This is a genomic window from Nitrospinota bacterium (genome assembly GCA_016217735.1).
Lineage (GTDB): Bacteria > Nitrospinota_A > UBA7883 > JACRGQ01 > JACRGQ01 > JACRGQ01.
In genome coordinates, this window is the sequence record JACRGQ010000026.1 from 18,879 (window position 1) to 33,642 (window position 14,764).

Consider the following 14,764-nt stretch of genomic DNA (forward strand, 5'->3'; position numbering starts at 1 on the left):
CGCTATATCCCCATGCTCCAAACAGCGCCAAGCGCGGACAAAATGCATACGGCCCACACAATGGCGGCGGCCGCATCGGCCTTCACCAACCGGGGGAGCGGCCCCATCACCAAGGTGCCGGTATAGCCTCGCGCCACCATCGCTTCATGCGTGCGGGCCGCCTGCTCCAGCGAGCGGAGCAGCACGCTCCCCACAAGCACCCCGGATGATTCGAGTGAGCGCCGTGCGCCGATGTACCCCAAGCGGACACGCTGCGCATAGTACATGTCGGACGCCGTATCTATCAGCGTGAACGTATGCCGGTAGATGGAGATGGCCAGTTCCACCCAGCTTTCCGGCGCACCGAACCACCGGAGCGCCGCGAAGATGCGGTGCGCGGGGGTGGTGAAGCCGAGAAAAAGCAGCACACCGGTAGCCCCCATCACCCGTGAAGCAAGAAACATCCCCTGATGCAGTCCTTCCTTCATAAAATCCAAATGCCATTTACCAACGGGAATGCTGATAAAGGGAGTGTGCCCTGAAAGCAACGTATTCACCACCAGCAACACGCCCGCCATCATCAGCGGAGAAAGTATCCGCCCCGCAATCATCCTGCCCCCCACGCCCGCGGATAATAACGCGGCGACACTCAACGCCAATATCATTATCGGCAACACCGGCCCCGGCGCGGCGATGACGGCGGCCAGCGTAACGGCGGCGGCAAACAGCTTTGCGCGCGCATCCATGCGGGTGAACCTGTTATTGCGATCCGCGTAAATATCGGAAAACAGCTCAAACATCCGTCAACGCCTTTTCTTCTTTTTTGATTGAAAGCGAGCGGTAGAAATAACCGCAGGCAAACCCGCCCGCCGCGCCCGCGATAAGGAACAGGAACAGCCCCATATCGCCTTCAACATCCACCAACGGCGGCGAGGCTTTCCTTCCATTTTCAGCGGCGACTTTTTCAACCACCGCTTCATCCACCCCCACGTACCCCCCCGCCGATGCGGCGGTGGAGAGCGCGGCAAGGGCCAGGAATACAGCGAGGACAATCGGTACGGCCTTTGACCGTTCTTTTCGCGCATCGCGGGCGAACGGGAAATCGACCCACCGCTCCGAGAGAAACCGAAGCGCATAGGCGGTTACAAACCCTTCCATGATTCCCAGCGGCAACTGCGTGGGAACGAACGCCGTCAGAATGGCGAGAAACAGCGAGGACACCGAACCATCGCCGTGCAACGCGAGGGCCAACTCGGCCGACGTTGTGGCATACGTTGCCCAATCGGAAATCACCCCGGCGAGGAATGCCGATGCGAAGAGCGAAAGGCCGGCCCACCGCGCGGCGCGGAATACCGCATACCCCGAAAACGCCCCCGCAATTCCCATGCTGACGATGTTTCCCCCAAGCGTGGTGAGACCGCCATGCGCGAGAAAGAGCGCCTGAAGCAGCAGTGCGATGCTGCTGATTGCGGCGGTGAGCCACGGTCCCAGCAGAATGGCGGCGAGACCCGTGCCGGTGGGATGCGAGCACGTTCCCGTAAAAGGAACCGGGATCGGCATGCAGGAAATGACAAATACGGCCGCCCCCACCAAGCCCGCCAACGGGCGGAAGCGGGGGGAGCGCTCACTTTCGCGCCGGTAGGTCCGCAGCCCCATCGCCACCGCCGGTATCGCAAGCAGATACCAGAGGGCCGCCCATTGCATCGGTAAAATGCCGTCGGCAATGTGCATGGCGTGGGCGGGCGGCGGGAAGGCCGCACAGGCCAACACAAAGGTAAAAAGGGAAATGACCGCTTTCATCGTAATTCCTTTCATCGGCATTTCCCTCATCAGTGATCGTGGTGATGGTCGTGATCGCCGTGTTTTTCTTTATACTCCGCCGCCTCATTCTGGCTCATGGTCACAAACACAGGAGCTTCGGGCGGCAGCGGATACTTTTCGCGCTCCTGCGGCTCGATCTTCCGCACATCGGGAAGCTGGCGCGATTCGCCGATCCTTTTTTTCACCAGTTGCAGCAGCAGGTCGTCATAACCAAGATTCTTTCCGAACACCAATGTGATGTCGGGATATTTTTCCGCTTCGTGCCGCATCATGTTTGGAATGTCAACGCGGGTATGCAGTCCCCTGTGCAGAAAATACGGGATGAGCACCACCCGCTTCGCGCCACCGGCCACGCACTTCGCCAAGGCCTCGTCAAACCGGGGGCCTTGCCGCTCCATGTAGCAGACTTCGACGATGCCGCAAAACCCCGTCTCTTTCAGAATCCGCGCCACCGCCTCCATCCCCTGCCCGGCTTCCGGCACACGGCTGCCATGGCCCATCAGGATCACCGCTTCACTGTTGCTACCGTTCATCCTGTTATTCCTTTTGATCCAACGCGATGATGCTGAGCGAATGAATCACACTCACGGCCAAGGGGCTGCCGCCGCGCCGCCCCGCCAGCGCGATGTACGGAACGCCGAGCGACATCAGCTCTTCCTTGCTTTCGACCACGTGCACGAAACCGACCGGCATGGCGATCACCGCCGCCGGGCGCACCCCCTCTTCCATAATCATCCGGTTGAGCTCCAGCAACGCCACCGGCGCGTTGCCGAACAGGGCAATACCACCCTCCAATGCCTTCTTTGCCTTGCGCACGGCGAAGAGCGACCGGGGAAGCCCCGCCTTTTTGCACTCTTCGGCAACATCCTTGTCCGCCACATGGCAATGAATGTTCTCCGGGCCGTACCCCGGAAAAACCTTCCGCAGCCGCTCCAGCGAAATGCCGCCGCGTATCATGTTGGAATCGACGTAGATGTCCGCGCCGCGCTTGAGCGCCGCAACCGCCGAACTGATGGCGTCCGGCGAAAAGCGAATGTCGGCCCGCAGATCGAAGCTGGCGGTGGTGTGGATCATCCGCCGCAACACGATCCACTCTTCCGGCTTCAGGCCGTGGCTGCCCGCTTCCTCTTCGATGCACTTGAAGGAAAGCTGCTCTATCTCCTCCGGCTTTATCGGGTTTTCGTACAGTGCCCGCACCAGCGGGCGTTGTTGCTTAACTTCCATTGTCCACCTCTCTTATACTTATACATGCGCCGCCGCGCGGCACCGGTTCACAAAACTTTCAGCGGCGCGGGGATGCGAAGCGAGGTGGGCGTGCAAATACGTGGCAAGCACATTTTTCACGCTCAACCCCTCCGGCGTTTCAACGCCCTTGCGCCGCACCGTATACGCCGCGCTCCACCCTTCGCAGCCAAGCGGATCATCCACCAACTCGGAATAATGAAACATATGTCCTTTGACCGATTCCCCGGTTTTTCCCAGCAGCGTATCGCGGGTAAAAACCGCCTCGGCATACCCCAGCGATTTATAACTGTTCCGCATCCGCGCCCACACCGGCAGGATGCCCGCAAAAGGATAGCGCGCGCCATCCACCGCTTCAACGCCACGCGAAAGATAGATGAGGCCGCCGCATTCGGCGTAGACCGGACGTCCCACACCGGCGAATTCAACGATGGAGCGGATCATCCCGGCATTTTGGGAGATCGCCGGCGCGTGTTCCTCCGGGTAGCCGCCGCCGAGGTAGAGTCCGTCCAACCCTTCCGGCAACGCGGCATCCCGCACCGGCGAGAACCTGACCAACTCCGCACCCGCGCGTTCGAGCGCTTCAAGCGAATCGTGATAATAAAAATGAAATGCCTCATCCATCGCCAACCCGATGCGCGCTTTTGGGGTGGCTGGCGCGGGCGCCGTTTCCGCTTTGCGCATGACCGTTGATGCGGCGGCGACGATGAGCGCGTCAATATCGGCGTGAGCTTCCATCGCATCGGCAAGCTGCTGTATGGTTTGCGCGGTGAGCGTGCGGGCATCGGCGCTCACCAACCCCAAATGGCGCGAGGTAAGCTCCGGCAGCGCCCCTTTCGGAATCGCCGCCATGAGCGGCGGCAGGTTGACGCTTGCCAGCGCATCGCGCAGGATGCCTGCGTGGCGTTCGCCGCCGCAAAAATTCGCCGCCACACCCGCGATGAGCGCGCCGCGCTCGAATTCGCAAAACCCTTTCACCACGGCGGCCAAACTGCGCGCCGCGCCGCGCGCGTTCACCACCAGCAACACCGGCGCGCCGAGCAGCGCGGCAACATCCGCCGTGCTGCCGAGCGAATGCGCCGCGTCCGCTCCGTCGTACATCCCCATCACCCCTTCCACCACGGCAATATCGGCGTCCGCCGTCTTGCGCGCATAGAGGCCTTTGGCATAGTCCGCGCCGCACATCCAAGTGTCGAGGTTGTAGCTGGTGCGCCCCGAAGCCAGGGCCAGATAACCGGGGTCGAGAAAATCCGGCCCCACCTTAAACGTCCGGACGCGCATACCGCGCCGGGCCAAAGCGGCGGCAAGACCAAGCGTTACCGAAGTCTTACCCACGCCGCTGGCCGCGCCAGCCACAACGATGGCGGGACACGCGCCGGTCATCGCGTCATATCCTTCGGCGGCCCGTCGATCTTGCGCGTGCCCCAGGCATCGAAAAACACCAGATCGTCAAGGGGGATGCGTTCCGCCCACCCAGCCGTTTCCAGCTCCGGTTGCGGAAAAAATTCTTTCGGGATGCCTACGCAAAGATACGCAATGGGCGTAACGTGCGCCGGGATGCCCAACGCCTCCCGCAACGTTTCAAGGCGGAGAATGCTTACCCACCCGACGCCCAATCCCTCCGCGCGGGCCGCAAGCCAGAGGTTTTGCACGGCGCAGCAGACGCTGTAGATGTCGGTTTCGGGGATGCTGTTGCGCCCCAGCACATGGGTGCCGCCGCGCGTGTGGTCGCAGGTAACGCAGATGCCGACCGGTGATTCCATGATTCCTTCCAGCTTGAGGGTGCGGTACGTTTCCCGGCGCACCCCGTCGTAGTTCTCCTCGGCGGCGGCGTTTTCACGCAGAAATGATTCCTTCACCTTCCTCTTTATGTCGGGATCGCGAATGATGATAAAATTCCACGGCTGCATGAAACCCACCGACGGGGCGTGGTGGGCCGCGCCAAGCAGGCGGCGCACCTGTTCGTCGGGAATGTCGGTTGTTTCAAATCTGCGGACATCGCGCCGCTTGCGGATCACCTCGTAAATGGCATCTACCGCTCCACGCCTAAACTGCCGCATCACCCCTCCTTTTTTTGCCCGGTTGCGGTGGCCGAACGATTATTCATCCAACGGACACAATGCCGCGCGCGGAGGATGCGTATCGGCGGAATGAAAAAAGAAAGAATAACGTGATTCATCACCTACACCCCGTGGCATTGTTCCTGTTGGGCAGGTCTCCTGACTCGCGGCATACTCATCAGCGCCTTCCCATCCCTATTACCGGGACAGTGGCTTAGTGCTGGAGCTGCGCCGCATACAGTGGCGGGGGCCGTACCGGCATTTAACCGGGTTTCCCTTTTACAACCGACAATCGGTTACCCAATGTGCCAATAGATAACATATGTATCCGTTGATGTAAAGCTCGCCGCCGCGCGCGGAAAAACGCCCGCGATATTACCGCCCAACCTGTTTCCCCCTTTTCCCGAATTGCCCTATTATTACCCCTCCCCTTATGGGGTAATATTGGGGCCATGACTCCTTTGATCCGCTTCTTTGCCGTCCTGATAACGGCGCTGGCCGCCGCGGCCGGCGTGGCGGGCGCCGATGACGGCATCCTTCCCAAAACCCCGGCGGGAATTCCGTCCGCGCTTAAAGGGCTGCAACTGGAGGCCGGCCATGGACGGGAGCAATTGGACAAGAGCTACTATACCGACTGGCTTAACACATATGTAACGGCCGAAAACCGGCTGGATTCGGGCGTGGTGGTATATGGCACCGCGCGCCAAGTGGAGCGCTACAGCCTGACCGACCAGGAATATCTGCTTGGCTCTTATCTGCCCGTGGCGGAGCGCACATTTCTGCTGGTGGAAGGGAATATGAGTCCCGCCTATAACGTCCTGCCGCGCTGGTCCACGCTGCTGGAGCTCAACCGCCTCTTCGACGGCGGCTGGGGAGGCGGCATCGGGGTGCGGCGGACGGAATATTCCATGACGCAATTTTGGATGGGCATCGCGCGGATAGAACGGTATCTCGGCCCGTGGTACGGATCGTACACCTTGCGCCAGGTCAGCGTGGATACCGTCGGCGATGCATCGTCCCACTCGCTGAAGCTGAGCTACTATTACGGCGGCAAAAGTTTCGCCGGCGCCGGCTACAGCATCGGCAGGGAACTTGAAAGCGCGGGCACGGCCGGCACCCTTGTTTCGGACATCACCGAATACCTCATCGCCGGCAGGCACTGGCTTTCCGAACAATGGGGCATGAGTTGGGAAGCCGGTTCCCATATGCAAGGCGCGTATTACACACGGAGATGGATCAGCATCGGAATCCGCAGGGAATTCTGAACCAACGGAGACCTTTACTCCGCCCGATCTGCGTCCGCTACAACCACGCCCATTTTTTCCCGTGCCAAACGGGTGAAAAACTGGGAAAATGACGCATGCCGAAAATAAGCGTGGTGGTGCCGGTCTATAACGAGGAGGGGAATCTCCCCCGCCTTCTGGATGAGGTGGAGCAGGCGCTGGCCCCGCTTGATTACGAGGTGGTCTTTGTCGATGACGGCAGCGCCGACCGGAGCGAATCGATCATCCGTGAACGGATGCGCGGCAACCCGCGCCTGCGGCTGGTGCAGTTCAGCTACAACTTCGGCCAACAGGCGGCTTTTGCCGCGGGGTACCAGGCGGCGGGCGGGGAGATCATCGTCACCCTTGACGCCGACCTTCAGAACGACCCGAAATACATCCCCCAGTTCGTCGAGAAGATCGAAAAGGAAGGCGATGCCGCCGTTTTCGGCTGGCGGGTGAACCGCGAAAACGATCTTTTCCTGCGCCAGCTTCCATCGCGGCTCTTCAACCTCATCCGGAACAGCTTCCTGCAACGTCCGCTGCACGATTACGGCTGCGCGCTCACCGCGTTCCGCCGCGGATTTGTGGACGAACTGCGCGACAGCCCGGAATACCTCAAGCACATCACCACCTACATCGCGTCGCGCCGGGTGAAGTACTCGGAGATACAGATCGTCGAACGCCCGCGGCTTTCCGGCCGCTCGCACTACAACTTCCTGCGCCTGCTACAGCTCGCGATGGACCTTATGATCCTGATGTCGAACAAACCGGTGGCCACCATGCTGCTGGTCGGCGCGGGCGCCGTTTCATCCCTGCTGTTCCTCGTAAGCATGGCGGCCGCGGTCGCGGGCATGCTTGACCGGGGCCTGGAGGCGCTTTGGCTGCTGACGGTTCCGTTCCTCTTCCTGATGATGGCGCTTTTCAGCGCGGTGCTGATGCTTATCAACGAGCGGGTATCCAGCCTTATCCGCAACGTCTACCGGCGCCCGCCCTACATCATAAAGGGGACATCCGGCGCCGCAGCGGCTGAAAACATCCATCACCCCACCGCGGAAGACGAGGAGTTCCGCCGGTAAAAACCGCGCGGGATTTGCGCGATTCCAGGCTTTTGCATAGCCTTTCCGTGGATGAATTATTGGAAAAATGGTGGCGGTGCAGGGAATCGCCTCCTTCGTCGAAAACATCACGTTTTCTCCCGCGTAGGCTCCCCTCGCCCGCTATCATGGACATCCCTGTCCATGATGCGCTCCCTTATCGGTCGCGCCGCTCGCTCGCTTCGACTCCCCGTCGTCCATCACTCGTAAATAAAAAAAGCCCTTCCTTAACGGAAGGGCTTTTTTTTATTTATGGTGGCGGTGCAGGGAATCGAACCCCGGACACTGCGAATATGAGTCGCATGCTCTAACCAGCTGAGCTACACCGCCGGATCACTCTTTTTTCGGCTTCTCCCGTTTTCCGGTCTCGTCCTTTTTGGCAACGTCCTTATCGGGAACGTCTTCTTCGGCCGGCCCAAACGCGAGGTCGCGCGTAAACTCCTTGCAGTACAAGCCCGAAGACTCATACGAAAATTTTATTTTGCACTCGGCGCGCCAAGCGCAAACCGCGCATTCAGTTACTTTTTTCACGTTAAATTAAAGAAGCACATTATGCGGGGTGGGCGAAGCCGTGTCAAGGCGCGAATAAGGAAAATGGGATGCAAAAGACCGGGCGCCAAAATGGGCTTCGAACGGCAAACCGGTCACTCGGCAATGACGAAACCGAGCTCCCGCAGAATCACCGGCATCGGCTGCCGCGTGTGGATTTGCAGGAACCGGGCGATGTCCATTTCAAAGCGGTTGATGGCGCCGCTCCGCAGCAATTTGCGTATCCTGGAACCGTCGAAAAAGTTGAAAAAGTGGCGCATGGAAAGCTTCATCGAGCGGCCTTCGCGCGCCATCTTGTCGAGCAGAGTACGGGCAAGCCCCTGATTGATATTCCGCAGGGAACGCACGGCGGCGCAGGCAATCTTCACCTCGCCATGCCGCACATATTTTTCCAAAATGAGGATCGATTCCTGGTCGCCGATGAGTCCCAGACAATAAAGAATCTCTTCCGCCACCGCAACCGCGGCACACGGGAGATGGCCGCGAAGCAAAGGAAAAGCGCCGGCCCCAAAACAGTGGGTAAGCGCCCTGGCGGCCTCCCTCACCACAAACTCGTTTTGCGATTCTTCAAAACGGAGCTTCAACTCATCGAAGGAGAGTTTCAACAATAACGGATCAAGTGTGGCGAATTCATCCTTCCGCATGGTGCGGCGCTGTTTCCGGTCAGTATTGCGGGCATAGCCAGCCGCCTCTTTCCGGCTATTGCCAAAAATGCTGCCCAGTTTTTCGTATATTAAGGCGGAAGCTTTCTTTTTCTGCGGTACAGGCTTGATACCTAATGACTTATAGTGCTTTAAAATGTGATTGTACGCTTTTACAACCTCTTTGAATTTTTCAGGATCGCCTATGCCGCCATTGGCATCGGGATGATAGAGATGGACTGAGCGGCGGTATGCCTTTTTGATTTCGCTGAGGTCGGCCCCTTCATTTACATTTAATAGAGCGTAATTTTTTTTCATTTAACCTGATTTACCCCCAAGTTTTGCCAAATTATAACAAATTAGACGTAAATTGGCAACTAAAAAAATAACTATTTCATCATCTTTGAAATAGTTAACTTACCGCCTAAAATATCGGCATTGCAGGGCCTATTACTTTAGCAAATATTACGGACGCACCCTTCCGGACACATGCGCGAAAAACAACTCCTCATCAATTCGGCTTTCCAAATTTTATCCCCGATCCTGAAAAAGTGGCATTTATTATTGGCGGTGGGCGGCGGTTGATTGTTTCTGGCGCTTCTGATTATAATGTGCGCATGAGCACACAGCCGGAGAAAAAAGTGGACGGTCTGCCTGAACGGATATGCACATCACTTAACAAGAATGCTATAGCTCAAAGAATCAGGGAGATAAGGGGCACAAAAACACTTTCTGAATTCGGTAAAAAACTGGGGGTGGCCCACACAACCGTAAAGCGGTACGAAGAAGGGATGATCCCCTCCCCCGAAATCCTTCTGGCAATCGCCGCGCTTGCCGGGAAAAAAATGGAGTGGCTCCTCACCGGCGAAGAACGGCGGGAAACATCGCCGCCGCTTCCGCCAAACCGGCTTTCGGAAGACGAATACCTCTCGATACCGCTCATCGAAGGAAAAATCGCGGCCGGAGAGCCGATCATCCCGATGGAAGAGATTGTGGAGTGGGTGGTGCTGCATATGCGCCCCGTCAAGAAGGCGGCCGGCTCGAAGAAGGATCTCGTCGCCTGCCGCATCTTGGGAGATTCGATGTACCCGTACCTCGCCAGCGGCGACATTGTGGTGATCGACCGCGGTATCGACAAAAGCCGCCCCCAGGAAAAAAAGATTTATGCCGTCTGGACCGATGACGGCATCACGGCAAAAATGGTGCAACAGGAAGGGCATACAATGTTCCTCCTGCCGCTTAACCCGGCCGAAAAAGTGCGAACCATCGACCTCCGGGAAAACTCTTCCCCCATCGTGGGGCTGGTAATCGGCGCATGGAAGGATTTTGGACGGCTATGATCTACATCAAAAAACTCCTGAAGATCGCGGCGGCGATCACCGCCGCCGTTGTTCTTCTTGCGGCGCTGTTCCACACGCCCCTGTTAAACGCCCTCGCCGGCTCGCTTGTGCGCAACGATGCCCTGCGCAGAGCCGATGCCATCGTGGTACTGACCGGTGACCGTAATGGCGACCGGATGGCGGAGGGTATCCGTCTGTACAAAGAAGGCTTGGGGGCGTACATTGTTTTTTGGGGCGGGCAGATATACTGGAAATACAATTACGCCGACCTGCTGTTAGGGCAGTTGAAAGAATCCGGTATTGGATCAGAGCATGTGGCCTATTCCACGCGGGAGATCATGCCATACAGTTCGGAGGGAGAAGCGCGCGAGAACATCCGCACGCTGAAAAGCCGCGGGGCAAAGTCATTCATCCTCGTCACATCGCACTATCACACCGCCCGCGCGGGAAGGGTCTACGACCGGCTTGCGGCGGAGAGCGGCATGGCTGTCATCGTCCACCCCGCCGATGACAGCCTCGTGCATATCCACGGCTGGTGGAAAGACCACGACAGCGCGAAAATGATATATCTGGAACTGCAAAAAGCGCTTTGGTACCGCCTTGCGGGCCTGTTCGGCGGCGGATGACCGGGCTTTTCCCCATCTTCGTGGTGGCGCTTGCTCCGCCTGGAATGGTAAATTTACGCGATGCTGAATAAAGTAATGAAGTGGCGGGGAAAAGGCGCGAAACCCCGCCGCTGGAGCGGGTGGGAACGGCGGATGGCATTCTCGCTGCTGCTGGTATTAACCGCGATGGGAGCCGGCGTGGCCGGCTACATGGCGATTGAGGGATGGAATTTCCGCGACTCGCTCTTCATGACGGTGATCACGCTGGCCACCATCGGCTACGGGGAAACGCATCCGCTGTCGAACGACGGGCGCGATTTCACCATCATCCTGATCTTCCTCGGCGTCGGAACGATGGCGTATGTCGTGAACAACGCCGTCCGGGTGATTTTTGAAGGGGAGTGGCAAAAAACTTTCGGGAGGAGAAAATTGGAAAACAGGCTGGATAAGATGAGCGGCCATATCATCATCTGCGGCTACGGCCGGATGGGCCGCGTGGTCTCCAACGAACTGCTGGCGAAAAAGTTGCCGCACGTCATCATAGAGCAATCGCCGATGGATTCGGACGCCGATGGCGCAGTCCCCGTCATCATGGGGGACGCCACGCAGGACGAGATACTTAAGCTCGCCGGCATCGACCGCGCCGTGGGGATCATATCGGTTCTGAGCACCGACGCGCACAACCTCTACCTCGTGCTTTCCGCACGCGGCATGAATCCGAACATCAGGATCGTGGCCCGCGCCGGCGAGGAAGGGGCCGAGCAGAAATTGCTGCGCGCCGGGGCCGACCGGGTGGTCTCCCCCTACCAATACGGCGGCGTCTGGATGGCGAACATGATCGTGAAGCCGGCCGTGGTGAACTTCCTCGAATTCGCCACCCGCATCGGCAATCAGGAATTCCAGATAGAAGAAGTGCTGGTGGGGGAAGGTTCTTCACTCGACGGAAAAAGCATCATGGAAAGCGCCGTCAACACAAAGCTGGGGGTGATCGTCGCCGCCATCAAAACGCAAGGGGCCGCCGAAATGAAATTCAACCCCTCGATGAACACGGTGGTGAAGTCCGGCGACATTCTGGTGGTGATCGGCGACAGCAAAAAACTTGCCCAGTTGGAAACGCTCGCGAAAAAGCGGTAGGGAAAAAACCCGGCCGCTTCTTGAGGGTGGTTGTTTGATCCCCCCCCCTCCTTTACGCCGTCAATTTGCATCTTATCGTTACGAAATAACCGGCCTTGGCGGTTTTCGCGCTTTTCTTCTTCCATTTCTTCCAAAAACACCCAAAAACACCGGTTGCGTCAAATCCTCCAGATACTCCAAAGCGCGCTAACCACTCCATTTCTTCCAATTCCGCCAACTGTCCTTGCCCGGAACGCACACATCGGGGGTGAAACCTGCACACATCCATTACTTGCCACCAGTGGAGTACGGGGTTATATTGCAAGACAAGGCAGAAAATAAAAACTATGGAAATCAAGGATAAGAAATTTGATAGGCCAACGGCCCTATTTGGGCGGCAACGCGCCCATGCTGGCGAAGGATACCGCCGAACAGGTCGCCGAAAACATCGCCAAGCTTATCGGCAATGAAATGAAAAAGTTGGTGATGTAGGTTCCGGCGGCGGCGCACCCCGTCTTTTTTCAGCGTGACCAAATTAAAAACGTAAAACGATGATATCGCAAATTTTCAAGATAGCCGCGCTCACGATAATTTTGGTTTCCAATATTGCACACACAACGGAGATAACTTTAACGGTGGAGCAGCAGCGAATATTGCTGCTGGCTTTCAAAGAAGGAAAGCGTTTTGGTTTTGAGCGTACCATGCAATCATTAGCGTTCACCGAAACGGCGGCGGGCCGGTACAACATCGGGGATACAGACCAAAAAATGGGAGAGCGCGCATACGGCGTGGGCCAGATAAAACTGAGCACCGCAAGGGAAGTCCTGGCCAAACACCGCCGATTTAGAACGCACCCAAAATACGGCGTTCTCAAATACAATGAACAATTGATAACGGCGTTGATGTCCGATGAAGAATTTAATATCGGGGTGGCCGCCTACCATTTGCATGACTTGTATAAAAAGTTCAAAGAAGACGGGGAACCGGATAAGCGGGCCCTGGACTTGGCAATTAAAGCATATAACTGTGGAATGATGAGAATCTGCGATAACGACAAGTATCTGGAAAAAGTCCGGCTTTTAAGAAATACCTTGGTGAAAAAATTCAATCGATTGGTGGCCGCCGGTGAAATCAACCCCGACAACCTTGCCGAGCTAACGCTGGTGTACGAAGACGGCAAGAGTCCCGCCAAACATTAACATCCCCCGGTGGGTACATGCTGAGAGCATGTACCTGCACGGGAAAAAGGAGAGCTTGGGAAACATTTCCATCACACCGGGGCCGGCCGGTTCTACTTGTGGGAGCGGACGATCTTTTTGATGATGCCGGTGGAAGAAGAGCCTTCGATGTACTTGATGGTCTTCACCCCCCCCCCCCAGCTTTGCACTTCCTTGTGGCCCACTATCCCTTCGATGGTGTAGTCGCCCCCTTTCACCAGAATGTCCGGCTTCACCGCCTTGATGAGCTTGAGCGGGGTTTCTTCGCCGAAAACGATCACCTGGTCGATGCAATCCAGCGCGGCCATGATGTGGGCGCGGTCGTGCTCGTTCACCACCGGGCGGGAGGGGCCTTTCAGCCTGCGCACCGACGCGTCGGAGTTGAGGCCGAGGAACAGGCGGTCCCCCAGCGCGCGCGCTTTTTGCAAATACTGGATGTGGCCGTAGTGAAGAAGATCGAAACAGCCGTTGGTGAAAACAACCTTGTGTTTTTTCTTGCGGAGATTTTCGGCGAGCGCGGCGGCGGTTTTGGCGTCGACGATTTTGCTTTCGCCCAAGCCCGCTTCGGTTCCCAGCGCATGACGGATTTCATCCAACCCCACCCCTTCGGCCCCCAAATGAGCCACTTGCAGCCCGCCCGCGTAGTTGGCCAGCCGTGCAGCCTCTTCGGGTAAAAAGCCGCCCAGCCACGCGGCGGTGAACACCGCCACGACGGTATCCCCCGCGCCGGTTACATCAAACACTTCCTTCGCCACCGTCGGAAAAAACTTCCCCGCCGCTTTCCCTTCAAACAACGCCATGCCGTCGGCGCTCAACGTGGCCAACACCGATCCGATGCGGTGCTCCCTGATAAGCGCGCGGGCCGCCCTTTCGATGCCCGCTTTATCGGGGCAGTGCGTCCGCGCCGCTTTTTCCAGCTCGTGCCGGTTCGGGGTGATGAAGCTGGCCCCCCGGTATTTGGCGAAGCTGTCCCCTTTCGGGTCGACCACCGCCGGCTTGCCGTTTTTACGCGCCCAACCGATGATGTCGGCCAGCAGGGCGTTTGTAAGCAGCCCTTTGTTGTAATCCGAAATAACGATGCCGTGCGCCTTCGCGGCGATTTTTTTGAAGTGGGCGAAGAACCGCGCTTCCATCTCTTTTGAAATGGGGTGGCGCTTCTCGCGGTCGATGCGCAATAGCTGCTGGTGCTGCGCCATCACGCGGCTTTTTTTGATGGTCGGTCTGTCGGCGGAGGCGACGAGGCCGCGCGAGGAAATGCCCTTTTGTTTCAGCAGCCGTTTGAGGCGCTGCGCGTCCGGATCAGCGCCGGTGACGCCCACCAGTTCCACTTGGCAGTTCATCTTGCGGAAGTTCGCCGCCACATTTGCCGCGCCCCCCAGCTTCAGGTCGTCATGTGTGCAGTCCAACACGCCGACGGGGGCTTCGGGGGAAATACGCGAAAAATCCCCACTGAGGTATTCGTCCAATATCACGTCCCCCACCACCACCACGGTGACGGGCTTGAGTTCTTTCAACCGCCGATAGAGTTCCGCTTCCAGCACCCTGTTCTCCTTTAAATGTCGTAACGCCCCCGCATTATATACGGCCCCTGTCATTCTGAGCCTGGCGAAGAATCCCTTTCCGGAATTAACCACGAAGGACACGAATAATTAAAACAAAATTCTTTCCCTGTCTTCCATTTTCCCATTTCGTGCTATTCGTGTTATTCGTGGTTCAAAATCTTTTTCCGGAAAGAGATTCTTCGTCGCTCCGCTCCTCAGAATGACACACGCAGCTCACAGCAGCAGCTTGTCGCAAAAACTGAAATAGCCTTTTTTGCCGATGATGATGTGGTCAAG

General features: G+C 57.7%; 15 protein-coding genes, 1 tRNA gene and 1 riboswitch. Of the genes, 6 read left to right on the top strand and 10 right to left on the bottom strand.

Annotation, left to right across the window (positions count from 1 at the left end):
- Positions 1-2: 2 nt before the first annotated feature.
- The 6 genes from cbiQ to bluB are packed head-to-tail and all read right to left on the bottom strand — an operon-like array spanning position 3 to position 5,102.
- Positions 3-779, bottom strand: coding sequence for a cobalt ECF transporter T component CbiQ (gene cbiQ / locus HZA03_04325; protein ID MBI5637180.1), 777 nt, complete (start codon positions 777-779; stop codon positions 3-5).
- Complete coding sequence (locus tag HZA03_04330) at positions 772-1,794, bottom strand: energy-coupling factor ABC transporter permease (GenBank protein ID MBI5637181.1); 1,023 nt, start codon at positions 1,792-1,794, stop codon at positions 772-774. The genes cbiQ and HZA03_04330 overlap by 8 nt, the downstream gene beginning before the upstream one ends.
- A 14-nt stretch (positions 1,795-1,808) precedes the next feature.
- Positions 1,809-2,333 (bottom strand): CbiX/SirB N-terminal domain-containing protein, encoded by a 525-nt coding sequence (locus HZA03_04335; protein ID MBI5637182.1) that lies wholly within the window; start codon positions 2,331-2,333, stop codon positions 1,809-1,811.
- A 4-nt stretch (positions 2,334-2,337) separates the two neighbouring features.
- Complete coding sequence (locus HZA03_04340) at positions 2,338-3,024, bottom strand: precorrin-8X methylmutase (GenBank protein MBI5637183.1); 687 nt, start codon at positions 3,022-3,024, stop codon at positions 2,338-2,340.
- Between the two features lie 18 nt (positions 3,025-3,042).
- A complete protein-coding gene (locus HZA03_04345) occupies positions 3,043-4,425 on the bottom strand; it encodes a cobyrinate a,c-diamide synthase (protein ID MBI5637184.1) in 1,383 nt (460 codons plus the stop codon).
- The gene (bluB, locus tag HZA03_04350; protein ID MBI5637185.1) at positions 4,422-5,102 is read right to left on the bottom strand and encodes a 5,6-dimethylbenzimidazole synthase; all 681 of its coding nucleotides are present in this window, start codon (positions 5,100-5,102) and stop codon (positions 4,422-4,424) included. Before bluB ends, HZA03_04345 begins: the two co-directional genes overlap by 4 nt.
- Before the next feature lie 131 nt (positions 5,103-5,233).
- Positions 5,234-5,421: riboswitch (cobalamin riboswitch) on the bottom strand.
- 133 nt (positions 5,422-5,554) lie between these two features.
- Here bluB and yaiO point away from each other — a divergent pair.
- Both yaiO and HZA03_04360 read left to right on the top strand, forming a co-directional pair.
- The gene (yaiO, locus tag HZA03_04355) at positions 5,555-6,367 is read left to right on the top strand and encodes a YaiO family outer membrane beta-barrel protein (protein MBI5637186.1); all 813 of its coding nucleotides are present in this window, start codon (positions 5,555-5,557) and stop codon (positions 6,365-6,367) included.
- 95 nt (positions 6,368-6,462) lie between these two features.
- Complete coding sequence (locus HZA03_04360; GenBank protein ID MBI5637187.1) at positions 6,463-7,443, top strand: glycosyltransferase family 2 protein; 981 nt, start codon at positions 6,463-6,465, stop codon at positions 7,441-7,443.
- Between the two features lie 271 nt (positions 7,444-7,714).
- Here HZA03_04360 and HZA03_04365 read toward each other — a convergent pair.
- From HZA03_04365 to HZA03_04375, 3 genes are all read right to left on the bottom strand, one after another.
- Positions 7,715-7,791: transfer RNA gene (locus HZA03_04365), tRNA-Met, on the bottom strand.
- Positions 7,792-7,794: 3 nt separating this feature from the next.
- Positions 7,795-7,992, bottom strand: a complete 198-nt coding sequence (locus HZA03_04370) for a hypothetical protein (GenBank protein MBI5637188.1) — start codon at positions 7,990-7,992, stop codon at positions 7,795-7,797.
- Between the two features lie 113 nt (positions 7,993-8,105).
- The gene (locus HZA03_04375; GenBank protein MBI5637189.1) at positions 8,106-8,969 is read right to left on the bottom strand and encodes a DnaJ domain-containing protein; all 864 of its coding nucleotides are present in this window, start codon (positions 8,967-8,969) and stop codon (positions 8,106-8,108) included.
- Positions 8,970-9,268: 299 nt separating this feature from the next.
- Between HZA03_04375 and HZA03_04380 the strand changes: the two genes are divergently transcribed.
- The 4 genes from HZA03_04380 to HZA03_04395 all read left to right on the top strand — a co-directional run bounded on the left by HZA03_04380 (position 9,269) and on the right by HZA03_04395 (position 12,908).
- Positions 9,269-9,991: a helix-turn-helix domain-containing protein gene (locus tag HZA03_04380; GenBank protein ID MBI5637190.1), complete on the top strand. Its 723-nt coding sequence runs from the start codon at positions 9,269-9,271 to the stop codon at positions 9,989-9,991.
- Positions 9,988-10,617 (top strand): YdcF family protein, encoded by a 630-nt coding sequence (locus HZA03_04385; GenBank protein MBI5637191.1) that lies wholly within the window; start codon positions 9,988-9,990, stop codon positions 10,615-10,617. Before HZA03_04380 ends, HZA03_04385 begins: the two co-directional genes overlap by 4 nt.
- Positions 10,618-10,677: 60 nt before the next feature.
- Complete coding sequence (locus HZA03_04390) at positions 10,678-11,730, top strand: potassium channel protein (protein ID MBI5637192.1); 1,053 nt, start codon at positions 10,678-10,680, stop codon at positions 11,728-11,730.
- Positions 11,731-12,260: 530 nt separating this feature from the next.
- On the top strand, positions 12,261-12,908 hold the full coding sequence (locus HZA03_04395; GenBank protein ID MBI5637193.1) for a transglycosylase SLT domain-containing protein: 648 nt from the start codon (positions 12,261-12,263) through the stop codon (positions 12,906-12,908).
- 92 nt (positions 12,909-13,000) lie between these two features.
- Here the strand turns inward: HZA03_04395 and rfaE1 are convergent, their stop codons facing one another.
- Positions 13,001-14,467 carry a D-glycero-beta-D-manno-heptose-7-phosphate kinase gene (gene rfaE1 / locus HZA03_04400; GenBank protein MBI5637194.1) on the bottom strand — a complete coding sequence of 489 codons (1,467 nt, stop codon included), beginning with the start codon at positions 14,465-14,467 and terminating at the stop codon, positions 13,001-13,003.
- Positions 14,468-14,764: the final 297 nt, after the last annotated feature.

Coding starts and splice junctions, on each gene's coding strand:
- yaiO (MBI5637186.1), top strand. CDS start 5,555: ATGACTCCTTTGATCCGCTTCTTTGCCGTCCTGATAACGGCGCTGGCC.
- HZA03_04385 (MBI5637191.1), top strand. CDS start 9,988: ATGATCTACATCAAAAAACTCCTGAAGATCGCGGCGGCGATCACCGCC.
- HZA03_04390 (MBI5637192.1), top strand. CDS start 10,678: ATGCTGAATAAAGTAATGAAGTGGCGGGGAAAAGGCGCGAAACCCCGC.
- HZA03_04360 (MBI5637187.1), top strand. CDS start 6,463: ATGCCGAAAATAAGCGTGGTGGTGCCGGTCTATAACGAGGAGGGGAAT.
- HZA03_04330 (MBI5637181.1), bottom strand. CDS start 1,794: ATGAAAGGAATTACGATGAAAGCGGTCATTTCCCTTTTTACCTTTGTG.
- HZA03_04335 (MBI5637182.1), bottom strand. CDS start 2,333: ATGAACGGTAGCAACAGTGAAGCGGTGATCCTGATGGGCCATGGCAGC.
- HZA03_04345 (MBI5637184.1), bottom strand. CDS start 4,425: ATGACCGGCGCGTGTCCCGCCATCGTTGTGGCTGGCGCGGCCAGCGGC.
- HZA03_04340 (MBI5637183.1), bottom strand. CDS start 3,024: ATGGAAGTTAAGCAACAACGCCCGCTGGTGCGGGCACTGTACGAAAAC.
- cbiQ (MBI5637180.1), bottom strand. CDS start 779: ATGTTTGAGCTGTTTTCCGATATTTACGCGGATCGCAATAACAGGTTC.
- HZA03_04380 (MBI5637190.1), top strand. CDS start 9,269: ATGAGCACACAGCCGGAGAAAAAAGTGGACGGTCTGCCTGAACGGATA.
- bluB (MBI5637185.1), bottom strand. CDS start 5,102: ATGCGGCAGTTTAGGCGTGGAGCGGTAGATGCCATTTACGAGGTGATC.
- HZA03_04395 (MBI5637193.1), top strand. CDS start 12,261: ATGATATCGCAAATTTTCAAGATAGCCGCGCTCACGATAATTTTGGTT.
- HZA03_04375 (MBI5637189.1), bottom strand. CDS start 8,969: ATGAAAAAAAATTACGCTCTATTAAATGTAAATGAAGGGGCCGACCTC.